The organism is Paraburkholderia antibiotica (assembly GCF_012927125.1).
Classification (GTDB): Bacteria; Pseudomonadota; Gammaproteobacteria; order Burkholderiales; family Burkholderiaceae; genus Paraburkholderia; species Paraburkholderia antibiotica.
This window is the reverse complement of record NZ_JABBFZ010000004.1, coordinates 88065-111453: the sequence shown is the minus strand read 5'-3', so window position 1 is coordinate 111453 and position 23389 is coordinate 88065. Positions and strand designations below refer to the sequence as shown.

Here is a 23389-nt window from a genome sequence, read left to right as displayed (position 1 = left end):
CCTTGTTATCCGTGTGCTGTCTCTGAGCTGGAAAGTGCGCCGCGTCTTGCGCGCAGCGCCTACGGGCCGAACCCTTGAATGACAGTGTAGGCACAAGCAAAAACAGTTCATACGCGCAAAATGCTGCGGTATGACCAACAGGTTCGACGTTATGACGAACCCATCAGGCAATTCGTCGAAAAAGCGTAAAAAAGCCGTTAACGTGCAAGCGAGGCATACGGTGGCAACGGCGGTGTCGTCACACCGTGCCGCGATCGATCTTGCGCGCCAGAATGATCGACGTCGTGGTCCGCTCGACCCCTTCGAGCCCGCCGATCTGATCGAGCAGATCGTTGAGCCGCTCGGGCGAGTCGGCGCGCAGCCACGCGACGTAGTCGAACTCGCCGCTCACCGCGCACAGCAGTTGCACCTCGGGCATCTTGCCGAGCCGCTTCTGCACGGCCGGCCCATGTTTCGGCGCAATGATGATGCCGACATACGCGACGATGCTCGAATCGAGCACGTCCTGGCCGAGCCGCACGCTATAGCCGGCGATCACGTTGCTGCGTTCGAGCCGCGCGATGCGCGCGATCACCGTGGTACGCGCAACGCCCAGTTGTCGCGCGAGATTCGCGACGCTTTCGCGCGCGTTGGCTTGCAGAAGCGCAACGAGGTTGCGGTCGAGGTCGTCGAGCTGGTCGAGGCGCGGAGGTCTCATCGATGGGATCGGGATTGATGGGGAATGCGCGGATTATCGCGCGTCTGACGCGGCGGCGGCGCTATGTCGCGGTGCGTTGTCACATCGGCGCGGCACACTGTCGGGTGGCCACATGTGGGCCGCACAGGTGAGCCGCAACCCTGCAAGTCGACGCGAGTGGACGCGCGCCCACTCAGATCGATGAAGTCCGCGCAAGCCGTTTCCCTTTCGTTTCGGTTGTAAGCGTTTGTCGCACAGGAAACGGATTGCACGGATATCGTGTTACTAATAGCGGCGACGGGCGAATGCGGCAGCCGGTCGCCGTGCGCCGCCATTCGCCGCCGGCACGTGACGACTACCCCGCCACGCGTCGTGTCCCAATACGAACAGACATCAGGAGTTTCGATGAAAAAAGCACTGGTAATGCTGGCTACGGCCGTTTCGATGGGCGGTGCGTTCGCCCAAACCGCCGCCCCCGCTTCCGCACCGGAGAGCACCACCGCGGCGCCCGCCGCCAAGGCCGGCCACGAGCGCAACGTCGAAGACCGCATCGCCTATCTGCATTCGCAACTGAAGATCACGCCGGCGCAGGAACCGCAATGGAAGGCATTCGCCGACGCGATGCGCAGCAACGGCGAAACGATGGGTCAACTGTTCCAGCAGCGCAAGGCCGCCACCAACGTGACCGCGCTCGACGACATGAAACAGTACGCAACGATTGCGCAGGCCCACGCCGACGGTATGAAGAAGCTGGTCGACGCGTTCGACCCGCTGTATAGCAGCCTGTCGCCGGAACAGAAAAAACTCGCCGATGCGACGTTCCACCGTGGCGGCCCTGAAGGCGGCCGTCCTCATGGACATCATGGCAAGGGCAAGGCCGGCAAGCCGGCTGCCGAAGCCGCCAGCGACGCAACCGTGAAGCCGTAAGCAGCACTGCGCGACCGCGACGGACATGACGACGTCGCGGTCGTGCCTCCCGCACTATCGATCGAACGTGGTTGGGGATCGAAACGGCCCGCTGGCGCCATCCATCTGGCATGATGCGGGGCGCAGCGCTCGGTCCGTCTGATTCGATCGGCGCGACGCTCGACGCACGCCTCGCCCTCGTGCGACCCGGCACACCCTCCCCAACTCTTCCCTGCTTCATGACCGATCTCAGCAATCTCGATCTGCGCAACGATCCGCACGCGCAACGCGTCGTCAAGGACGAAACGGTCCACGTCGAATTCGCCGCCGCCGAAGGCCAGTTGATGAGCCTCGAAGGCCCGAACCGCTACGTGCGCGGCGATGCGCTGATCACCGGTTCGACCGGCGACCGCTGGGTTGTGTCGCGCGAGCGCTTCGACGCCAAATACCTGCCCGCCGATGCGGCCGTCACGCACGGTGAGCCCGGTGCCTATCGCAACCGTCCGGCGGTCGTGCTTGCGCGTCGGATGGACGAAGCGTTTTCGCTCGCGCGTTCGGCGCAAGGCGGCGACGTGCTGCGCGGCGCGGCCGGCGACTGGGTCATGCAATACGCGCCCGGCGACTACGGCGTCGTGCAGGCCGCGCGTTTCGCGAAGGTGTATCGGCTCGCGGATTGAGCGGGCTGTGCCCTACGTCTAAAGCGGTTTCAACCGGCATCGGCCGAATCGGCTGAACGCGCCCGATCGGCTCGCTTCAAACCGCGTCGAACCGCTCCATTGAATTTCACGCGAATTCGTCGCCGAGATCCACCGTGACCTCGCGCGGCACCACTTCGCCGTTCGCATACATCTCTTCGAGCGAGCCGAGGCTTGCTTCGACGTACGCCCGCAGCACCGCAAAACTGCGACCGCGCAACCGCGCCGGCATCACCCGATAACGCGCGAGCGCGGCCGGCGCAATCGCCACCGTCATCTCGATGCGGCGCGCGGTCGAGCCAAAGCGCATTGCAACCCAATGAACCGTCAGCGTGGGCGTGCCGTCTTCGGCAGCACGCTCGATGAATTGCGTCTGCTCGGGAAACAGATCGCTGATGACGCGCGCGAGCTCTTCGAACTCGGGATGCGCACAGTCGTATTGGTAAGCTTCCATGGAGGCGGCCGGGAAAAAGTGTCCTGATGTCGTACCGGGGGGACCCCGGAACGTAGGCGCATTTTAGAGAAAGGCTGGCGGGATAGCGAGGCGGGCGGGATTGCCTGGCTCGTTGCTTGCCGGTTTGTTGGCCTCTGGTTCGCTACCCGCCCGTTCGCGATATGCGGTTTGTTCCCAGCCGGTGCATTGCCTGCCGGTTTGCTGCCCGTCGGTTCGCTGTCTGTCGGCTCACTGCCAATCGTTCAGCGCCGCTTCAAGCCGCGACCGCCACCGGTCGTCGATAAACCCGAATCAACCATCCGGCGATGAACACCGCCGCCACCGCGTAGATCGTATCGACCGCCGCGAGCGGTAGCAGCCGCGCCTGCGACATCGCGGCAGGCACGTCGATCAGCGCGTGCAGCACGATCGCAAGCGGCAGGATCGCGCGTCGGCCGGCGCGCACGCCACGCCACATCAGCACCGACAGGCCGATCTGAAACACCAGCGCCGCCACGCGTTCGAGCGCGAAGATGCCGGCCAGTTGCGGCGTCAGACTCGCGAGAATCAGATGGACGCGCATCACCGATTCGGGCGGCAGATTACCGAGGTAGCTGTCGAGGCTGCCGCGGTTTTCCATCACGGCGAACACGAGCCACTGGAACTGCACCACCACGCCGACCATCCACGCTTCCGCGCCGCCGTGGCCGAGACCGTAGCCGAGCGCGGCACCGTCGTCGGCACGCAACGCGGCGGTGCGCTCGGGGGCGCTTCGGCTGGCGCGGGTGCGAGTGCGAGCATGGGCGCCGATGCGTCTGCGCTCGTTGGCGTTGGCGTTGGCGTTGGCGTTGGCGTTGGCGTTGGCATCGGTATTCACGCGAGCTTGCTCAACGGCCTGCATATCGACATTAACGGCAGCATCCGTACCGTCGTTCGCCGTCGCCTTCCAGCTCACCGCCGGCCGCGTCGCGCGCCTGATCAGCAGCCGCATGCCGAGAAAGCGCCCCACCTCCTCACAGATGCCCGCGACCAGCGCGCCATACACGACGAACGCGAGCGGCTGCGACAGAAACGCCGCCGTCGTGGCGTTGCCGCGCAGCAGATAGTCGTGCAACGCGCGCTCGATCACCATCGCAAACAGCGCGAACACCGCGACGCCGGCGATCGCGTCGCGCGGTCTCAACGCGAGCGGCCGACGCAACTGCCGGTAGATCAGGAACGGTAAGACGGCGATGACGAGCGTGGCGAGCGCGAGGCTCGCGAGGGTAAGCGGTGCGACGACCATGAGTGTCCTTGCGGAATTGCTTGCAGGCTTCCTGCCATATCCGGCGCGCAACCGCTGCGCGCCGCAGCCCCGAATGATCGCAGATTGCTCGCGAATCAGCGCGCAGTCGATGCACGCACGATCAGTTCGCCCGCCAGCAGGCAATCGCGCGCGCGGGTCTGCGCGCCTTCGATGCGTTCGTGCAGGAACTCGACCGCCCGATACCCGATCTCGTAGGTCGGCTGACGGATCGTCGTGATGCCGGCGAGTTCGGCCCAGTCGGGGTCGTCGATGGAGAGAAGCGCGACGCGGCTTTGCCAGTGCGCGCCGTAACGCGCTTTCAGATGCAGCGCGAGCCGCAGCGCGACCGGCGCGTTGGCCGCGAACAGCGCGACGCGGGGTGCTGGGGGGGCGGGATGATTGGCAGGATCATCGGTGGCGTGCCTGCCAGGACCGTCGGCCGTGTCGTCGACGGAAGCCGTAGCCTTAGCCTTAGCCGCAGCCGCAGCAACGGCCGAAACAGTCGACGCAGCGGTAGCTGCAGCGTTCGCCGAAGCGGCACCGTCGGAGTCGCTCGCCGCCTCGTCGATCGCGTCGCGTGCTGCGCTGCCCGTTGCGTCTCCTGCCGCGTCGCCCACCGTCAGGCTCCCCGCATCGATCGCCCGATCCAGCTCCGCGAGGCACCGCTCGACCTCCACGTCATCCGCGAGATCGAGCATCAGCGTGTGAGCGCGCGCGCGGCCGTCATCGCGCATCGCACGCTCGAACGCCCGCACACGCAAGAGCCGCGAGCTGACCTGCTCGAACGGCTGCACGACGAACCAGATTTCGTCGAAGCCCTGCTCGAGCAGATGCCGCGCGCCGAGTTCGGCCGCGGCGCGGTTGTCGAGACCGACCATATCGGCGACCAGCCCTTCAACCTGCCGATCGACCAGCACCGCGGGAATCCCGCCATCGCCGACCGGCCGCAAGGTCTCCTCGCGCACGCCGAGCGCGTTGACGATCACGCCTTCCACCCGATACGTGGTCAGCAGTTGCAGATAGCGCCGCTCCATCTCGACTTCGTTCGCCGCGTGGCAGATCAGCGGCATCAGGCCCAGCGCGTGACACGCGGCCTCGACGCCTTGCAGCACTTCCACCGAATATGGGTTGGTCAGATCGGCGACCAGCATGCCGATCAGCCGGTTGCGGCCGCGCTTCAGGCCGCGCGCCATCTGGTTCGGCTGATAGTCGAGTCGCGCGATCGCGGCTTCGATGCGCGCGCGCAATTCCGGCGACAGCGCGCTCATCTCGCCGTTCAGATAGCGCGAGATGCTGGTCTTACCGGTGCCGGCTTCGCGCGCGACATCGGTGATCGTCGCGCGGCGCGTGGTGGTGGGTGGACCGTTGGGAGGGGTATTGGGTGGCGTGGCGTTCATGGGTTCATCGCTGATATCGATCTGCTGGCGAGGGGCGCCAGGCGATCCGCTTCGGCGCGTCGGTCACAGCACGCCGCGCGAACCGCGTCGAGCGTGTGTCGGGATTCAACTCGTTGCTCAAGTGTGTCTCCCAGCAGATGCCGAGGTTCGCTCGTGTCGGTCTGCACGCGAATCGCGCGCCACCTCGCCGCAAGCGTAAACAACACAAGCACAAACGAGGGCGTAAAACGCAAGCGCACCGCGAGCTGATTCAGGCACACGCACGTCTCCGCGCGGCGTAGCGGTGCAACGCAACGTACCGCCGCGCGACACCAGGCCGCCCCACCGCACAACTCACTTCGCGAGCACCTCGCGATTGACGATATTCGTCGTCAACGTCCCCGCGAGCGCGGCCACCAGATTCTCCGCCGCATTGCGCGCCATCGCGTGACGGGTCTCGTGCGTCGCCGAGCCGATATGCGGCAGCGCGACCACGTTCGCCATGCCCAGCAACGGCGAGTCGGCCGGCAACGGCTCAGTGTCGAACACGTCGAGTCCCGCGCCGTGAATCGTACCGTTTTGCAGCGCCTCGATCAGCGCGGCTTCATCGACGGTCGCGCCGCGCGACGCGTTGATCAGGATCGCGCTCTTCTTCATCGCGCGCAACTCGGCCGCGCCGATCAGATGCCGTGTCTGCGGCGTCAACGGCACCTGCAGGCAAACGAAATCCGACTCGGCCAGCAGTTCGGCCAGCTCGACGCGGCGCGCGCGATACGCCTGTTCCGCATGCGGATTCGGATGACGGTTCGTGTACAGCACCTTCATGTTGAAGCCGAGCGCCGCGCGTCGCGCGACCGCACCGCCGATCCGCCCCAGCCCGACGATGCCGAGCGTCTTGCCCTGCACGTCGAGCCCAAATTGCGCGGGCCCGATGCTCGCTCGCCACTGCCCCGCCTTGACCCACTCGGCCAGTTCGACCACGCGCCGCGCGGACGCGAGGATCAGCGAGAACACGGTATCCGCGGTCGATTCGGTCAGCACGTCCGGCGTGTGCGCGAGCACGATGCCGCGGCGCGTGAGGTCGTCGACGTCGAACTGGTCGTAGCCGACCGAAATCGTCGACAGCGCCTTCAGGCGGCTCGCGCCTTCCAGCATCGCGGGCGTGATCTGCACACTCGCGCCGATGCCGCCATCGGCATCGCGCAGCGCCGCGACAAACGTATCATGCCGTGATGGATCGACCTGCACGATCTGTGCATGCTGTTGCAGGTACGCGAGCACATCCTCGGGCAGCGACTTCCAGGCGACGATCTTCTTCATCAGCTAATTTTCCTTGCGACGGTGGGGCGAGCGGGTTCGCGCGCTTCGGCCGCGGCCGGCTTGACGGCGAGCGTCAGGATCACCGCGGCGACGAGCGCCACGCTCATGAATGCATACGATGCGGCCGGCGTGCCGGTCGCGCCGTTCAGATAGCCGACCACGTACGAGCCGACGAACGAACCGAGCGCGCCCATGCTGTTGATCAACGCCATCGCGCCGCCCGCGACGTTCCTCGGCAACAGCTCCGGCACGATCGCGAAGAACGGACCGTAGGGCGCGTACATCGCGGCGCCCGCGATCACCAGCAGCGCATACGAGATCCAGAAGTGCGACGAACCGAGCGCATACGACGCCGCGAACGCGATCGCGCCGACCAGCAGGAACGGCCACACGAACACCTTGCGGCGGTTGAGTTTATCCGATGCCCACGAAGCCGCAAGCATCGCGATCGTCGCGGCCAGATACGGCAGCGCCGACAGCCAGCCGGTTTCGACCATGCCGAGCGACGAGCCGTTCTTCAGGATCGACGGCAGCCACAACACGAAACCGTACACGCCGATGCTCCAGCAGAAATACTGCGCGCACAGCTTGATCACCGCGGGCGTGCGAAACGCCTCGCCGTAATTGCGCACCGGCTTGATCGCGGCCTGCTCGGCGCGCAGCGTCTGCGCGAGTGCGTCCTTTTCCTGCTGCGTGAGCCACGACACCTGCTCGGGCTTGTCCTTGACGAGGAACCACCAACAGATCGCCCAGACGATCGCGGGCGCGCCTTCGGCGATGAACATCTGGCGCCAGCCGAACGAATGCACCAGATACCCGGACACGACCGACATCCACAGCACCGTGACCGGATTGCCGAGAATCAGGAACGTGTTCGCGCGCGAGCGCTCGCTCTTCGTGAACCAGTTGCTGATGAAGATCAGCATCGCCGGCATCACCGCCGCTTCGACCACGCCGAGCACGAAGCGGATCGCCATCAGCGACGGAATATTGCTGACCATCCCGGTCAGCGCCGCGCAACCGCCCCACAGCACGAGGCTCCAGAACACCAGCTTCTTCACGCTGCGGCGCTCGGCGTAGATCGCGCCGGGAATCTGGAAGAAGAAATAGCCGAGGAAGAACAGCGCGCCGATCAGCGACGCGAGCCCTTTGCTGATGCCGAGATCCTGGTTGATGCCGGCCGCCGCCGCGAAGCCGAAATTCGCGCGATCCAGATACGCGAGGCTGTAGGTAATGAACACGATCGGCATGATCGTCCACCAGCGGCGAATCGCAAGCGATGAGGTCATGAGTGTCTCCTTGTAAGGCGTCCCGAAACGATGATGAAAAAATCGGCGCTGCGGGCGCTCTTGTTGTTGTCGAGGTTGTTGCCAAAGTTCATTGCCGACGCGGGTCGCGAATGTCTATCGCTATCGCGACCCGCGCGGGGGTGCAGCCGTTGCCTCCCGATGCCTGCAGCGCTGCTGCGGGCGGGACCGGTTCGCTCAGGTTCCAGTCAGGGCCACGCCCGAATCACGTTCGCCGATCACGTTCGCGAATCACATTCGCCCATGCGTCAAGCCGCACTCGCGATGCGCGTCACGGCAGCCAGCTCCAGCGCGTCGAGTTCGGCCCGACTCGGCAGGCCTTCCGAATCGCCGATCACCTGAATCGCAAGCGCGCCGATCCGGTTGCCGCGCGCGACCGCCTGCGCGAGCGTGCGGCCTTCGAGCAACGCGCTGATCACGCCGACCGCGAAGCCGTCGCCCGCGCCGACCGTATCGACCACGTTCGCGACCGGCTGGCCGACGATCGTCGCGGAATCGGTCGCGGTGCGGTAATACGCGCCCTCGGCACCGAGCTTGACGATCACGCCGCGCGCGCCGCGCTCCAGATAGAACCGCGCGATGTCCTCCGGCTGCGTGTAGCCGGTCAGGATCTCGCCCTCGCCGATGCCGGGCAGCACCCAGTCGGCCAGCGCGGCGAGCGCGTTCAGACCGTCGACCATCGCATCGCGCGACGGCCAAAGCGTCGGGCGCAGGTTCGGATCGAACGAGATGGTCTTGCCTGCCGCACGCATTTCGCGGGCCAGGTGGAACGCGAGTTCGCGCGAACTCGCCGAGATCGCCGGCGCGACGCCGGTCAGATGCAGATGGCGCGCGGACAGCACGTAAGCGGCGACGTAGTCGTCCAGCGACAGATGGCTCGCCGCCGAGCCCTTGCGGAAGTATTCGACCGCCGGATCGCTGCCGTCGACGGTCTTCGACTTCAGCTGGAAGCCGGTCGGATAGCGCGCGTCGGTGCTCACGCATTGCTGGTCGATGCCCTCTTTCGACAGCGTGTCGCGCACGTACTGGCCGAACGAATCGGCGCCGACGCGGCTCATCCAGCCGACCTTGAAGCCTAGCCGGGACAGGCCGATCGCGACGTTCAGATCGGCGCCGGCGACACGCTTCGTGAACTGTCCCACGCCCGCGAGCGGACCGGTTTCGGCGGCGACGAACATCGCCATCGCTTCGCCGTAGGTGATGACGTCGAGGGCGGAATGCGGGTGGGTCATGCGGGGCTCCTGGTGGCGCTGTGTGCCGGGTGGCGCTGTCGGCGGCGGTTGCCGCGCAGTTGCTACGCTGCCGAGTGGCTCCGGGTGAGCGCAGTGCCGGTTACGGGTCTTACGGGTGTTACGGTGATACAGGTCGCTTCGCGCGACGTTGCCTTGTCCCGGGTTTGCGCCGCGTGGCGCGGATACTGCGTGTGTCGTGGGCCGCTGCCGATCGGTGTTGCCTTCTCGACGGTCGCGGTTCGCCGTGTGTCGCGCGGGTGGACGGTGATCCACGGCATCGTGCCGTTGCATCGATCCGCACACTTCCGTGTGCCACCCGCCAGCGCTAAACCTGCGCGAGCCAACCCACGTAATGCGCGGCATCCTGATCGATTCGCGTCGCGTCGAACGGAAACTCGATGCCGCGCGGCACATCGCGCGGCAAGCTGTCGAGCACCGCGCGAAATCGCGCGTCGTCGGCGGCCGGCGCGACCGGGAAGCGTCGCGCGCCCTCGCCCGCCGCGGTCTTGCAATGGATGTACTCGACATGCGGCGCCAGCCGTGGCGCCAGTTCGAGCGGGGCGACGTCGAGCCACGCCCAGTTGCCGATGTCGAACGTCATGCCGAGCAGCCCCGCGCGACCTTCGCGGGCAAGCGCATCGAACAGCCCGAAAAACTGCGCGGGCGAACCGCCCCGGGCCAATTGCCCGTTTTCGACGACGAGCCGCGCAGTCGCTCCATCCGCCCGTTGCGCGCGCCCGGCCCGTTCCGCCAGATGCGCGGCAATCGCCGCACCGTGCGCATCGCCAGCGAAACCACCGAGTTGCAGCTTCACGAAACGCGCGCCGAGCGCGGCCGCTTCATCGAGCGCGAGACGCAGCGCGCCGTCATCGAGCCGGCCATCCGGCGTGTACAGCTCAGCGGGCGTGGAGAACACCGACCACAGCCCGAGCTCGCCCAGTTCGACGCCGAGCGCGCGCAGCTGTTCGGGGTGGGCATCCGCCTCGCTTGCGAACAGCTCGCGGCGTACTTCGAAACCCGCCGCGCCGGCCCGCTTTGCCGCTTGCGCCCACTTCAGATGACCGTCGGCGCGCACCGCGTTCATGCCGAAGGCGCTGGCCACAATCACGATCTCCATTGCATAACCCTGTCGAATCCACTCATTCTGCCGCGAAATTCGCTCTTGGAACCGGTTCCAAAAGCGTTTCGAAAAAAAGCGCCGAGGCGCTTACGATGCCCGAATAGTGCGCGGGACCGCCGCCGCGCACCATAGAGGAAATCCCCAGGCAATCCCTAGGTGAAGGGGCATGGACTAGGTGGATAGCGGGCGGATTCACGCCGCGCCCACGGGTTCACGGCTGGCCGCCGCCGACAAGTCGCGCATTCATCGCCGGTTTGCTCGCGCTTCTTTCGCGCTTCCTGATACTCGCGCCGTTCCTGGTCGGCCCAACGCCGCCTCCCCTGCGTGCCGCAAACGCATGCCCGCGCCCGCCCTCAGCGCGGCTCGGTGCCGTTGTCCGCCAGACACATCGCCAGAAACTGCTCGACCACGCGTGACGGCGCGCTCGCGTGCGGAATCAGGATGGACAGCCGCCGCGTCAGCGGCTCCGGACTCAGCGACAGCAGCCGCAACGCGCCGTTTTCGTGCCGCATCGACATCGCCGACACGAAGCCGACGCCCATGCCCGCGCGCACCGCCTCCTTCACCCCTTCGACGCCGGCAATCTCCAGCGCCACCCGCATCGGCACGCCGGCCCGCGCGAATTCGCGCTCGATCGCCTGCCGCACGCCCGAGCCTTCCTCGCGTAGTACCAGTGGATACGCGCCGAACGCCGCCAGCTCGATGCGCCCGCCGTGGTCCTCACCACTGTCCTGGCCCTGGCTCTGCTGCGCGAGCGGATGCGAGCGCGGCAGGATCGCGACGATCTCGTCCTCGCGCCACGCATGCACGGCCGTATCCGGCGGCAGCCCCTCGCCGGGCGGGCCCTCGACCAACGCGATATCGACCGATCCAAGCGCGCCGACGATGTCGGTCGTGTTGCCGTCGGCGGTATGCACGATCACGTCCGGGTAGCGGCGATGGAATTCCGCGATCAGATACGGCAGCAGGTAGCTCGCCGGCGTCGTGCTCGCGCCGATCCGCAGCGTGCCCTGTTCCAGGCCGCGCAGCGCGTCGCGATACGCATGCGCCTGGCGGTAGGTGTCGCGCAAGCGCGTCGCGTAATTCGCCAACTGCTCGCCGGCGGGCGTCAACCGCACGCCGCGGCCGTCGCGTAAATACAGCGGCTCGCCAAACTCGTCCTGCAACTGGCGCAACTGGCCCGACACCGCCGGCTGCGACAGATGCAGCGCCACCGCCGCACGGCTGATGTTGCGATGCTCGGCGACAGCGGCGAACGTTATAAGTTGATCCGGGGTCATCTCGCTTAAATATCAATTCAACCGATACTTCACATTCTAAATCATGATTTTTCATATCGATATATCTAATTTAGGATTAGGCCCGTTGAAGTCATACCTCAAGCCGGGCTCCCGATCATGTCCACCTCCGCCGCACCACTCACCGCAGCCTCCCACGTACACTCGACGCGCGGCCAGCTCAACGGCGTGCTGTTCGTCGCGCTGTTCGCTGCCGCCGTTACGCGGATCGCCGCGATTCCGGCCATCGCCGGCCTCGGCCTGAGCCCGCTGATCGTCGGTATCGTGGCCGGCGCGATCTACGGCAATGCGTTGCGCGACGGCATGCCGGCCAGCTGGGCGGCCGGCGTCAACTTCTCCGCGCGCAAACTGTTGCGCATCGCGGTCGCATTCTTCGGGCTGCGCGTGAGCCTGCAGGAAATCGCCCAGGTCGGCCTGCCCGGTCTCGCGGAATCGGTGCTGATCGTGGTCAGCACGCTCGTGCTCGGCACCTGGGTCGGCATGAAGGTCATGAAGCTCGATCGCGACACCGCGCTGCTGACGGCAGCCGGCAGCGCGATCTGCGGCGCGGCCGCGGTGCTCGCGTTCGAATCGACGCTGCAGTCGACGCCGCACAAGAGTGCGATGGCGGTCGGCAGCGTGGTGCTGTTCGGCACGCTGTCGATGTTCCTGTACCCGGTGCTGTTCAATGCCGGCTGGCTGCATCTCGATACGGTCGGCGCGGGGCTCTTCTTCGGCGGCACGATCCACGAGGTCGCGCAGGTGGTCGGCGCGGCGAGCAACGTGAGCCCGGAGGCGACCCATATCGCGACGATCGTCAAAATGACCCGCGTGATGCTGCTGGTGCCGGTGCTGCTGGTGGTCGGCCTGTGGGTGAACCGTGCGGCACGCGGCGACCGGCATACCGACGGCGCCGCCGGCCACGCACCGCGCAAGCTCGCGATTCCCTGGTTCGCGCTCGGTTTTCTCGCCTGCGTCGTGATCAACTCGCTGCACGTGCTGCCGGACCACGCGACCTCGACGCTGAACCTGCTCGACACCTTCGCGCTGACGATGGCGATGACCGCGCTCGGTATCGAAACCCGCATCTCGCAGATCCGCGAAGCCGGACCGCGCGCGCTGACCACCGGCCTGATTCTGTATGTCTGGCTGATTGCCGGCGGACTGGGGATCACATGGACCGTCCAGCACCTGTTCGGCTAAGCCGCGCCCGCCCTCATCGCCACCCCGCCGCGCGCGGGGTTTTGCGCATTCTCGCGCCCCATCCGGGCCGATCCCACGGCATACTCGTTGCTGCGAACTTTGCTCCCGCAACCCGCCCCCGTGCGGCGCCGCTCTCACCGTTCACGCGCCGCGCCCGGGCGACCGGAATGAGGATCGATCGATGAGCCTGGAACTGTATTACTGGGATGGCCTGCAGGGCCGCGGCGAATTCGTGCGGCTCGCGCTGGAGGAAGCCGGCGTCGACTATGTGGAAGTCGCGCGCGGCAAGCCGTCGAAGGGTCTCGGCACCGAGGCGATGATGGACGTGCTGCAAAGCCCCGACGAACCGTATCCGCCGTTCGCGCCGCCGTTTCTGAAGGACGGCGATCTGGTGATCTCGCAAACCGCCAACATCCTGTTCTATCTCGGCCCACGGCTGAATCTCACGCCGGCGGTGCAGAGCCTGCGCTACGTCGCGAACGGCCTGCAACTGACGATCGCCGACGTCGTCACCGAAGCGCACGACACCCATCACCCGCTCGCGAGCAGCCTCTACTACGAGGACCAGAAAGACGCCGCGAAAGTGCGCGCGCACGACTTCATCGACCATCGGATCCCGAAGTTCATGTCGTACTTCGAGCACGTGCTGAAACAGAATCCGGCCGGCGACAGCTTCATGGTCGGCGACGCGCTCAGCTACGTCGACCTGTCGATGTTCCAGCTGATCGACGGTCTGCTGTATGCGTTTCCGCGCGCGCTGCAGCGCTTCGGCGAACACTATCCGCGCCTCGCCGCGCTGCACGACAGCGTGATCGCAAGGCCGAAGATCGCCGCGTATCTGGCTTCGAACCGACGCATCGCGCACAACGAATCGTGCATCTTCCGGCACTACCCGGAACTTGACAAGGCAGCGACTTGACCCGCGCCGCCGCTCCCCGTGCGTCCGCCGCCGCGCGCCCGCCATCCCAGGCGGGCGCGCCGTTGTTGTGGCGCACGTTTTTCAACCCTCCCTCACACCCCGTACCGCCGACGTGCTCTCATTCCTGCTGAAGCTGCGCACCCGCGCCCAACGCCTTTTCCGTCTCTCCGACGCCCACACGATGCTGGTCTGGTCGGTCGTGGTCGGCATCGCCGGCGCGTTCGCGACCATCCTGTTTCGCAAGGCCATCGAACTGCTGCAGTTTGCGATGTCAGGCCGCTCCGGCAGCTTCGTCGAAATGGCTCGCAGCCTGCCGTGGACCATGCGCATCTGGCTGCCGGCCGCGGGCGGCCTGATCGCGGGCTGCTTTCTGCTGATCGCGCGGCGTCACGCGGACAAGAACACTCACACCGACTACATGGAAGCGGTCGCGATCGGCGACGGCGTGGTGCCGGTGCGGCTGAGCCTCTGGCGCAGCGTCTCGTCGCTGTTCACGATCGCGAGCGGCGGCTCGATCGGCCGCGAAGGTCCGATGGTGCAGCTCGCGGCGCTCGCGTCGTCGCTGATCGGCCGCTGGGTTCACTTCGATCCGCCGCGGCTGCGCCTGCTGGTCGCGTGCGGCGCGGCGGCCGGTATCACGTCCGCGTATAGCGCGCCGATCGCCGGCGCGTTCTTCGTCACCGAAATCGTGCTCGGCTCGATCGCGATGGAAAGCTTCGGACCGGTGCTGGTGTCGGCGGTGGTCGCCAACATCACGATGCGCGAATTCGCCGGCTACAAGCCGCCGTACGAAATGCCGGTGTTCCCGACCGTGACCGGGCTCGAAGTGCTGCTGTTCGTCGCGCTCGGCGCGCTGTGCGGGGTGCTGGCGCCGCAGTTTCTGCGACTGCTCGATGCGTCGAAGGCGAACTTTCGCAAGCTGCCGGTGCCGCTGCCGTTAAGGCTCGCGATCGGCGGTTTGATCGTCGGCATCATCTCGATCTGGGAACCCGAGGTGTGGGGCAACGGCTACAGCGTGGTGAACTCGATCCTGCATTCGCCGTGGGCGTGGTCCGCACTCGTGCTCGTGCTGGTCTGCAAGCTTGCGGCGACCGCGGCGACGGCCGGCTCCGGCGCGGTCGGCGGGGTCTTCACGCCGACGCTGTTCGTCGGCGCGGCGGTCGGCTCGCTGTTCGGCCAGGGCATGCACGAGTTGTGGCCGCACGCGACGTCGGCCGATTATGCGTACGCGATGGTCGGCATGGGCGCGTTCCTCGCGGGCGCAACCCAGGCGCCGCTGATGGCGATCCTGATGATCTTCGAGATGACCCTGAGCTATCAGGTCGTGTTGCCGCTGATGCTGTCGTGCGTCGTCGCGTATTTCGTCGCGCGCGCGATCGGCAAGACCTCGATGTACGAAATCACGCTGCACCGTAACCGCGAGGAGCAGGAGCGCTCACGGCTACGCGCGACGCAGATGCGCGAGCTGATCCGGCCCGCGCAGACGGTGGTGCCGCCCAACGCGACCGTGCACGACATGACGCGCGTGTTCCTCGAATATCCGGTCAAGTATCTGTACGTCGCGAACGATTCGGGCGCGTTTCTCGGCGTGGTCGCGCTCAAGGACATCACCTCCGACCTGCTGGAGCGGCGCGAAACGTCGATGAAAACCGCCGCCGATTATCTGCAGCCGCATTTCGACGTGCTGACTCCGGACATGTCGCTCGGCGCGGCGTTGCAGCATTTCATGGCGTTTCAGGGCGAGCGGCTGCCGGTGGTCGAAAGTGCCGCGCATCCGAAGCTGGCGGGCGTGGTCTACAAGACCTCGCTGCTCGACGCGTACTTCCGCATGAATCCGTCGCGCTAGGCGGCGGGGCCATGCCGGATTCGGGGCTGGGCGGCCGGCGCCTGCGTCATGGCCGCGCCGGCCGCCGCCCCGCGCTATCCGGCTTGTCGCATTCGTGCCATCATCCGGAATCTACAATTCGGTTTTGTGCAAATGCGCGCGCGTTGCAGGATTTGCCACCTAAGATGGTAATTGAGCGCGGGCCGCGCATCGCCACGTCGCCGGTAGCTTGATCGTCCTTTCGACGCGGGGACGGCATGGAGTTTGCTCAACTGTCAGCGCCGCATGAGCTTAGGAGGTCGGGTGATGAAAACCTCGACACTGTTGACCATGGTGACGCTGTCCGCCTCGTGTTTTGCCGCGCCGGTTCATACCGCGCCGGACAGCACGGATTCCGCCACTCTCGCGCAGCGCGCGAACGCCGCGCCGGTCGCGCCGCCGGCCCCGGATGTGGCGGCCACCGACGATCGTCATCCGCAGCAATGGGAGCACATTGCGTTGCCGAAGTCGCGCCATCTGGAGCGCAGCCTCACCGGGCAGAACGAGCATCTGACGACCTGAGGGTTGGGGATCGGTATCGTTTGGAAGCGGTCGCACGGTAAGGGCGTGGGCGCGTGTGGCCGGTCATTCGTGTGATAAACCGCAACGCAATCAACGGGAGCATGCGCATGACGGCCTCGGGCATCCCCAGCGAATCGATCGATCTGCAGATCAGCGATCTTCTTCGCGAAGTCCCGTTTCCCACCAACAAGGATGCGCTCGTCGACGCCGCGCGCGAAGCCGGCGCGAGTAACGAAGTGCTGGCGATGCTCGACGGCATGCCGGAACAGGATTATGTCGATATCGAATCGGTGACACGGCTGATCGGCGGCAGCTTTAGTCCCGGGCTGGGGATCTAGGCGCGGCCAAGATTAGCCGTAGAGGGTGCGGGACGTGCCTGCTCGCGGCCACCGCGCCTATAAAACCACGCGGCAGACCGCATTTCGCGCGTCTCCTGCCTTTTGTCTCCTGCCTCCTGTCTCCCTCCACGCGCCCGTTCAGAACTGCGACGACGCCGCGATCCGTGTCCGCGCTACGCGCGGCAGACGGCGCGTCGTTTCATGTTCGTGTGTATCGGGCGCTTCATCGTCCACGTCGGGAACCGCCGGCTCGGCCGGCCTGGCCACCACCGTCCGCACCGACGACGCCCCGCGCGTAGACGGCAGCGGCGCACTTTCCGGCTGGAAATGCTCGACCAGATGGTCGATAAACGTGCGCACCTTCGCCGGCAGATGCAGGCGGCTCGGGTACGCAATCGTGAGCTCGATCGGCGGCAGTCGATACTCGTCGAGCAGGCGCACCAGCCGCCCCGACGCCAGGTCGCGCCCGATCAGATAGCTCGGCAGAATCGCGACGCCCATGCTCAGCAGCGCGAACTGCCGCAGCATCTCGGTATTGTTCGCGGCGATCGCATTGGGCGGCCGCACGCGCACTTCGCCGTTCGGCCCCTTGAACACGCGCTCCTCGCCGCCCTGCTCGGCCGGCCGGCTCAGACACGGATGCCGGAGCAGATCTTCCGGGCGCGTCGGCATACCGTGCTGCACGAGATAGGCCGGCGTCGCGCAGACCGTCATGCAGCCGGTCGTGAGCCTGCGTGTGACGATGCTCGCGCTGCGCATATGCCGCGAAGCCAGAATACCGACGTCGAAACCCTCTTCGACCAGATCGACGTGGCGATCGGCCAGCGTGACGTCAGGCACGACCGCCGGATAGCGGGCCGCGTACGACTGCACCAGCGGCGCGAGACTATGCAGCCCGAACACCACCGGCGCGACGATCCGCAGCGTGCCGACCGGCTCGTGATTGCGCGCCACCACCATCTGCTCGACGCCTTCGAGGTCCGTGAGAATGTGGCGCACGCGCTCCAGATAGGTCGCGCCGGCTTCGGTCAGCGACAGACGGCGCGTCGTGCGATTGAGCAAACGGGTGCCGAGCCGCGACTCCAGATCCGCGACGTGCCGGGTCACCACCGCGCTGGACAGTTCCATCGCGCCCGCCGCGCGGACGAAACTACCGAGGTCCGCGACCTTGACGAACACGCGCATCGACTGCAGTTGATTCATGGGACGACTCCTGCCTCGTTAAGCCGGGCCGGCGACAGTGCTGCCGCCTGCGTCGGCCCGCGCGGCACGGGTGCGGCGCGGGCTTGCCCAACGAAATCGATTCTATCGACCCGACATGTCCCAACCCTGACCCAGACATGACATTTTTGTCAGATTTAGGGGGCTTCGTCTGCCGCTTCACTATTGCGGCGTCTATTGTGGGTTTTGACTAGGTATAAACCCTAGTTCGCTGGTAACATAGCGGCCAAAGGAAATTACCGCTATGCCACATCGTTTTCAGCTTCTGGAAAAAATCGCGTTTTCGCTAGTCTGCTGGTCCGCCGCGGCAAGCTCGGCCTACATCGCTTACGAGCGTTGTCCGGACATCAAGGTCGCGCTGCACGCCGGCGAGAAAATCCTCAGCACCAGCGGCCAGTACGCATTCGCGTGCGCCGCTCCGGCCGCCGACATCTGCGCCCAGTTGCCCACCGACTGATCTGTTCTGATTCTTTGTCGTATCCGACGCGCGATCCATCCGGGTCGCGCGTTTTTGCATCACACATCGCGCCCAAACACCACACGCGAGAAAAACCCGGCCAGCACCTTCTCGGCCATCTCCGTCGGCACATTCTGCGGATCGACCGTATAGAAAAACTGCACGCCGTCGCACAGGCCCAGCAGCCCGATCGCGAGTTGTTCGGGTTCCATCGACATCGGCGTACCCACCCGCGCCGAGAACTCCCGCACGTACGCGCTCAACTGCTCCAGCTTCTCGTGCATGAACGCGTTAAAGCGCAACCGGAAACGGCCGTCGCGCACCGCGAGCAGTTTCGCCTCGACCCACAGCAGAAAACACTTGTTCTCGCGATGCAGCGTGCTGTAGTAGTGCAGCACTCGCGTCTGCATCTCCTCGGGCGACGCCGCGCTCTCGAAGATGGCGTGCAGGCCGGCCTGCATCGCCTCGTGGTCACGCCGCAACAGTTCCAGAAACAGCTCGCTCTTGCTACGGAAGTTCGAATAGAACGCGCCGCGCGTATAGCCGGCCGCCGCCGCGATGTCTTCGACGCTCGCCGCGACGAAGCCCTTCTTCATGAAAATTGCCCGCGCAGCGTCGAGCAGGCGCTCCCGCGTCTGATCCTTGCTTTGCTCTCTTGTCAGTCTTTGCCGTTTCATGCGCATCAGTCTAGCATCGAAGAGAATTCCAATTCATTCGCCCATTCAGATACAGGTATGTATTAAAATTCAAAACGTCATTTAAAGCCATAGCCGTATGCGAATTACATGATTCTGCGTACGGTCTTCTCTGGCGGGCCGCTGCGGCTTGCCGTGTTCGTTCGCTGTCTCCAGTTGGGGTAATTGTGAAGCGTCCCGGTTCTCCCGCATCGTCAGCGATGCGCCAGCAGTCCTCGCCTCACCTCTCCCGCGGTTTCTCCAGTTACGGCTGCGCGCTCGCGCTGGCGGCCCTCGTCGCGCTCGCGGCCTGTTCGAAGAAGGAAGCCGCGGCGCCCGCGCCGCGTCCCGTGGTGGCCAGCATCGTGCATCCGGATGGTCAGGCGTTGCAGGCGGGGTCGCTGCCCGGCGAAGTGCAGGCACGCTATTCGACGCCGCTGTCGTTTCGGGTCGGCGGCAAGATCATCGAACGGCGCGTGCGGCTCGGCGACACGGTTAAGAACGGTGAAATCGTCGCGTTGCTCGATCCCGCCGATGCGCAGAAAAATGCCGCCAGCGCCCAGGCACAGCTCGACGCCGCGCAGCACAACCTCGTCTATGCGCAACAGCAGCTCGAGCGCGACAAAGCTCAGGCGAAAGAAAACCTGATCGCGCCAGCCCAGCTCGAACAGACCACCAACGCGTACGCGTCCGCGCTCGCGCAGCGCGATCAGGCACAGCAGCAGGCCGCGCTCGCGAAGAACCAGTTGCAATACACGACGCTCGTCGCCGGTCACGCAGGCGTGATTACCGCCGAACAGGCCGACACCGGCCAGAACGTCTCGGCGGGCCAGGCCGTCTACAACCTCGCGTGGAGCGGCGACGTCGACGTACTGTGCGATGTGCCCGAAAGCGCGCTGGCCGCCTTCGCGGTCGGCCAGAACGCCAGCGTGACGCTCGCCGCGCTGCCGGGCCGCAAGTTCAGCGCACGCGTGCGCGAGTTGTCGCCGGCCGCCGATCAGCAAAGCCGCACGTGGCGCGCGCGTCTCACGCTCGCACAACCTGGACCCGACGTGCGCCTCGGCATGACCGCCGACGTCACGCCGGCCGTGCCACTCGCCACCGCGGCGGCTCAGCACGGCCTGTTCACGCTGCCGGCCACCGCGCTGTTCCACGAAGGCCGGCAACCGGCCGTGTGGGTCGTGCGTGCCGCCGACAACACGCTCGAACTGCGCCGCGTAACAGTCACGCGCTACGACGAACGCACGATCGTCGTCAGCGAAGGGCTCAAGGACGGCGAAAGCGTCGTGCTGCAAGGCGTGCACACGGTGAGCGCAGGCGAAAAAGTCCGCGCGATCGCGCCGCTGCATCCCGAGGACTTCGCTTCATGAGCTCGCCGCACGAAGAAGGACGCTTCAACCTGTCCGCGTGGGCGCTGCGCCATCAGGCGCTGGTCGTGTTCCTGATCGCGCTCGCCACCGCGTTCGGCATCCTCGCGTACACGCGGCTCGCGCAATCCGAAGACCCGCCCTTCACATTCCGCGTGATGGTGATCCGCACCTTCTGGCCCGGCGCCACCGCGCGCCAGGTGCAAGACCAGGTGACCGACCGCATCGGCCGCAAGCTGCAGGAAACGCCGTACATCGATTTCGTGCGCAGCTACTCGCGCCCCGGCGAATCGCTGATCTTCTTTTCGATGAAAGACTCGGCGCCGGTGAGCCAGGTCCCCGAGACCTGGTATCAGGTGCGCAAGAAAGTCGGCGACATCGCGTCGACGCTGCCGCCCGGCGTGCAGGGCCCGTTCTTCAACGACGAGTTCGGCGACGTCTACACCAACATCTACACGCTCGAAGGCGACGGCTTTTCCGCCGCGCAACTGCACGACTACGCGGACCAGTTGCGCTCGGTGCTGTTGCGCGTGCCGGGCGTCGGCAAGGTCGACTATTTCGGCGATCCGGACCAGCACATCTACATCGAGATCCCGAACACGCAGCTCACCCGTCTCGGCATTTCGCCGCAGCAGCTCGGTCAGGCGATCAACGCGCAGAACACCGTCGCGCCGGCCGGCACACTGACCACCTTCGACGACCGCGTGTTCGTGCGCCCGAGCGGCCAGTTCAACGACGTGAAAGCGCTCGCCGACACGCTGATCCGCGTCAACAACCGCACGTTCCGGCTCGGCGACATCGCGACGATCAAGCGCGGCTACGACGATCCGATCGTCACGCAGATGCGCTTCGGCGGCCAACCGGTGCTCGGCATCGGCGTGACGATGCAGCCGGGCGGCGACGTGATCCGCCTCGGCAAGGCGCTCGACCAGCAGATGACGCAATTGCGCGCGGCGCTGCCCGCGGGTCTGAAGCTCGTCGAAGTGTCGAGCATGCCGCACGCGGTCGCGCGTTCGGTCGACGACTTCCTCGAAGCGGTCGCCGAGGCGGTCGCGATCGTGCTGGTCGTGAGCCTCGTGTCGCTCGGCGTGCGCACCGGCATGGTCGTCGTGATCTCGATTCCGGTCGTGCTCGCGGTGACCGCGCTGTGCATGTATCTGTTCGACATCGGCTTGCACAAGGTGTCGCTCGGCACGCTGGTGCTCGCGCTCGGGCTGCTTGTCGACGATGCGATCATCGCGGTCGAGATGATGTCGGTGAAGCTCGAACAGGGCTGGAACCGCACGCGCGCCGCGGCCTTCGCGTACACCAGCACCGCGTTTCCGATGCTGACCGGCACGCTCGTGACCGTGTCCGGCTTCCTGCCGATCGCGCTCGCGAAATCGAGCACCGGCGAATACACGCGCTCGATCTTCGAGGTGTCGGCGATCGCGCTGATCGCGTCATGGCTCGCGGCGGTCGTGCTGATTCCGCTGCTCGGCTATCACCTGCTGCCGGAGCGCAAACGTCACGAGCATGAGCCGGAGGACCACGAGCACGATATCTACGACACGCGCTTCTATACGCGTTTGCGCGGCTGGATCGGCTGGTGCGTCGAACGACGCTTCGTTGTACTGGCTATCACGGTCGCGCTGTTCGTGCTCGCGATGGCCGGCTTCACACTGGTGCCGCAGCAGTTCTTCCCGAGCTCGGACCGCCCTGAACTGCTGGTCGACGTGCGCCTGCCCGAGGGCGCATCGTTCGATGCCACGTTGCGCCAGGCCCAGCGCCTCGAAAAGATTCTGGTGGGCCGCCCCGAGATCGATCATTCGGTGAGCTTCGTCGGCACCGGCGCGCCGCGCTTCTATCTGCCGCTCGACCAGCAATTGCCGCAGCCGAACTTCGCGCAGTTCGTGATCACCGCGAAGTCGGTGAAGGATCGCGAGAAGCTCGCGCAGTGGCTCGAACCCGAATTGCTCAACAACTTCCCGGCGGTACGCACGCGCCTGTCGCGACTCGAGAACGGGCCGCCGGTCGGCTATCCGGTGCAGTTCCGCGTGAGCGGCGACGACATCGCGACCGTGCGCTCGATCGCCGAACGCGTCGCCGCGACGCTGCGCGCGGACCGCGGCACCCGCAACGTGCAGTTCGACTGGGACGAACCGGCCGAGCGCTCGGTGCGCTTCGAGATCGACCAGAAACGCGCGCGCGAACTCGGCGTCACTTCGGAGGACGTGTCGAGCTTCCTCGCGATGACGCTGTCCGGCTATACGGTCACGCAGTATCGCGAGCGCGACAAGCTGATCAGCGTCGATCTGCGCGCGCCGCGCGCGGAACGCGTCGACCCGTCGCAACTGACCGCGCTCGCGATGCCAACGCCCAACGGCCCGGTGCCGCTCGGCACCCTCGGCCATCTGCGCAACGACCTTGAATACGGTGTGATCTGGGAGCGCGATCGTCAGCCGACCATCACCGTGCAGTCCGACGTCGCGCCCGGCACGCAAGGCATCGACGTCACGCACGCGGTGGATCGCGCGCTCGCGCCGATTCGCGCGACGCTGCCGGTCGGCTACCGGATCGAGATCGGCGGCTCGGTCGAGGAAAGCGGCAAAGGCCAGGCGTCGATCAACGCGCAGATTCCGATCATGGTAATCGCGGTGCTCACGCTGCTGATGATCCAGCTACAAAGCTTCGCGCGCGTGCTGATGGTCGTGCTGACCGCGCCGCTCGGTCTGATCGGCGTGGTGCTGACGCTGCTGCTGTTCGGCCAGCCGTTCGGCTTCGTCGCGATGCTCGGTGTGATCGCGATGTTCGGCATCATCATGCGTAACTCGGTGATTCTGGTCGATCAGATCGAGCAGGACATCGCGTCGGGGCACAAGCGTTTCGACGCGATCGTCGGCGCCACCGTGCGGCGCTTCCGGCCGATCACGCTGACCGCCGCCGCGGCCGTGCTCGCGCTGATTCCGCTGCTGCGTTCGAACTTCTTCGGCCCGATGGCGACCGCGTTGATGGGCGGCATCACCAGCGCGACGATCCTCACCCTGTTCTATCTGCCCGCGCTGTACGCCGCGTCGTTCCGCGTGCGCACCGACGAGCGCGAGCCGCCGACGCCTGCCGGCGCGACGCACACGGGTAACTGAGCATGAGTACGAGCAAGAGCATGAGTATCTCGACACGGTCCGCACTGTCCGCCCGGCACCGCGAAGCGTTGTGGA

At 66.1% G+C, this 23389-nt stretch carries 21 protein-coding genes; 10 read left to right on the top strand and 11 right to left on the bottom strand.

What is annotated here, in order from left to right:
* Positions 1–238: 238 nt before the first annotated feature.
* Entirely contained in the window at positions 239–697 is a 459-nt protein-coding gene (locus tag HHL14_RS09585) for an Lrp/AsnC family transcriptional regulator (protein ID WP_008922942.1), read from the bottom strand.
* Positions 698–1081: 384 nt separating this feature from the next.
* Here HHL14_RS09585 and HHL14_RS09580 point away from each other — a divergent pair, with 384 nt between their 5' ends.
* Both HHL14_RS09580 and HHL14_RS09575 read left to right on the top strand, forming a co-directional pair.
* Positions 1082–1603: a Spy/CpxP family protein refolding chaperone gene (locus tag HHL14_RS09580; RefSeq protein WP_169497364.1), complete on the top strand. Its 522-nt coding sequence runs from the start codon at positions 1082–1084 to the stop codon at positions 1601–1603.
* Positions 1604–1821: 218 nt separating this feature from the next.
* Positions 1822–2259 (top strand): PGDYG domain-containing protein, encoded by a 438-nt coding sequence (locus HHL14_RS09575; protein ID WP_169497363.1) that lies wholly within the window; start codon positions 1822–1824, stop codon positions 2257–2259.
* A gap of 106 nt (positions 2260–2365) precedes the next feature.
* On the opposite strand, the gene HHL14_RS09570 is transcribed toward HHL14_RS09575, so the two are convergent.
* The 8 genes from HHL14_RS09570 to HHL14_RS09535 all read right to left on the bottom strand — a co-directional run bounded on the left by HHL14_RS09570 (position 2366) and on the right by HHL14_RS09535 (position 11630).
* The gene (locus HHL14_RS09570) at positions 2366–2731 is read right to left on the bottom strand and encodes a DUF3022 domain-containing protein (RefSeq protein WP_169497362.1); all 366 of its coding nucleotides are present in this window, start codon (positions 2729–2731) and stop codon (positions 2366–2368) included.
* 253 nt (positions 2732–2984) lie between these two features.
* Positions 2985–3995, bottom strand: a complete 1011-nt coding sequence (locus tag HHL14_RS09565; protein WP_169497361.1) for a YhfC family intramembrane metalloprotease — start codon at positions 3993–3995, stop codon at positions 2985–2987.
* Between the two features lie 95 nt (positions 3996–4090).
* Positions 4091–5392: a LacI family DNA-binding transcriptional regulator gene (locus tag HHL14_RS09560; protein ID WP_169497360.1), complete on the bottom strand. Its 1302-nt coding sequence runs from the start codon at positions 5390–5392 to the stop codon at positions 4091–4093.
* Between the two features lie 333 nt (positions 5393–5725).
* Positions 5726–6691, bottom strand: coding sequence for a 2-hydroxyacid dehydrogenase (locus HHL14_RS09555; RefSeq protein ID WP_169497359.1), 966 nt, complete (start codon positions 6689–6691; stop codon positions 5726–5728).
* The gene (locus HHL14_RS09550; RefSeq protein WP_169497358.1) at positions 6691–7980 is read right to left on the bottom strand and encodes an MFS transporter; all 1290 of its coding nucleotides are present in this window, start codon (positions 7978–7980) and stop codon (positions 6691–6693) included. Before HHL14_RS09550 ends, HHL14_RS09555 begins: the two co-directional genes overlap by 1 nt.
* A gap of 266 nt (positions 7981–8246) precedes the next feature.
* On the bottom strand, positions 8247–9230 hold the full coding sequence (locus HHL14_RS09545; RefSeq protein ID WP_169497357.1) for a sugar kinase: 984 nt from the start codon (positions 9228–9230) through the stop codon (positions 8247–8249).
* A 325-nt stretch (positions 9231–9555) separates the two neighbouring features.
* Entirely contained in the window at positions 9556–10347 is a 792-nt protein-coding gene (locus tag HHL14_RS09540) for a sugar phosphate isomerase/epimerase family protein (RefSeq protein WP_169497356.1), read from the bottom strand.
* Positions 10348–10703: 356 nt separating this feature from the next.
* The gene (locus HHL14_RS09535; protein ID WP_169497355.1) at positions 10704–11630 is read right to left on the bottom strand and encodes a LysR family transcriptional regulator; all 927 of its coding nucleotides are present in this window, start codon (positions 11628–11630) and stop codon (positions 10704–10706) included.
* Positions 11631–11747: 117 nt separating this feature from the next.
* Here HHL14_RS09535 and HHL14_RS09530 point away from each other — a divergent pair, with 117 nt between their 5' ends.
* The 5 genes from HHL14_RS09530 (at position 11748) to HHL14_RS09510 (ending at position 16473) form a co-directional block, all read left to right on the top strand.
* Positions 11748–12830 (top strand): YeiH family protein, encoded by a 1083-nt coding sequence (locus HHL14_RS09530; protein ID WP_169497354.1) that lies wholly within the window; start codon positions 11748–11750, stop codon positions 12828–12830.
* Positions 12831–13011: 181 nt separating this feature from the next.
* Positions 13012–13749: a glutathione S-transferase gene (locus tag HHL14_RS09525; protein WP_169497353.1), complete on the top strand. Its 738-nt coding sequence runs from the start codon at positions 13012–13014 to the stop codon at positions 13747–13749.
* 112 nt (positions 13750–13861) lie between these two features.
* Positions 13862–15595 (top strand): ClcB-like voltage-gated chloride channel protein, encoded by a 1734-nt coding sequence (locus HHL14_RS09520; protein ID WP_169497352.1) that lies wholly within the window; start codon positions 13862–13864, stop codon positions 15593–15595.
* Positions 15596–15880: 285 nt separating this feature from the next.
* Positions 15881–16135 carry a hypothetical protein gene (locus HHL14_RS09515; RefSeq protein ID WP_169497351.1) on the top strand — a complete coding sequence of 85 codons (255 nt, stop codon included), beginning with the start codon at positions 15881–15883 and terminating at the stop codon, positions 16133–16135.
* Positions 16136–16242: 107 nt separating this feature from the next.
* Positions 16243–16473 (top strand): DUF2795 domain-containing protein, encoded by a 231-nt coding sequence (locus tag HHL14_RS09510; protein WP_169497350.1) that lies wholly within the window; start codon positions 16243–16245, stop codon positions 16471–16473.
* A 138-nt stretch (positions 16474–16611) separates the two neighbouring features.
* Here HHL14_RS09510 and HHL14_RS09505 read toward each other — a convergent pair whose 3' ends face one another.
* Positions 16612–17676, bottom strand: coding sequence for a LysR family transcriptional regulator (locus HHL14_RS09505; RefSeq protein ID WP_169497349.1), 1065 nt, complete (start codon positions 17674–17676; stop codon positions 16612–16614).
* Between the two features lie 262 nt (positions 17677–17938).
* On the opposite strand from HHL14_RS09505, the gene HHL14_RS09500 reads away from it, so the two are divergent.
* Positions 17939–18151, top strand: coding sequence for a hypothetical protein (locus tag HHL14_RS09500; protein WP_169497348.1), 213 nt, complete (start codon positions 17939–17941; stop codon positions 18149–18151).
* A gap of 59 nt (positions 18152–18210) precedes the next feature.
* On the opposite strand, the gene HHL14_RS09495 is transcribed toward HHL14_RS09500, so the two are convergent.
* A complete protein-coding gene (locus HHL14_RS09495; RefSeq protein ID WP_169497347.1) occupies positions 18211–18828 on the bottom strand; it encodes a TetR/AcrR family transcriptional regulator in 618 nt (205 codons plus the stop codon).
* A 218-nt stretch (positions 18829–19046) separates the two neighbouring features.
* Between HHL14_RS09495 and HHL14_RS09490 the strand changes: the two genes are divergently transcribed.
* Together HHL14_RS09490 and HHL14_RS09485 are read left to right on the top strand one after the other, a co-directional pair.
* The gene (locus tag HHL14_RS09490; protein ID WP_169497346.1) at positions 19047–20195 is read left to right on the top strand and encodes an efflux RND transporter periplasmic adaptor subunit; all 1149 of its coding nucleotides are present in this window, start codon (positions 19047–19049) and stop codon (positions 20193–20195) included.
* Positions 20192–23314: an efflux RND transporter permease subunit gene (locus HHL14_RS09485; protein ID WP_169497345.1), complete on the top strand. Its 3123-nt coding sequence runs from the start codon at positions 20192–20194 to the stop codon at positions 23312–23314. Before HHL14_RS09490 ends, HHL14_RS09485 begins: the two co-directional genes overlap by 4 nt.
* The last annotated feature ends 75 nt before the right edge of the window (positions 23315–23389 follow it).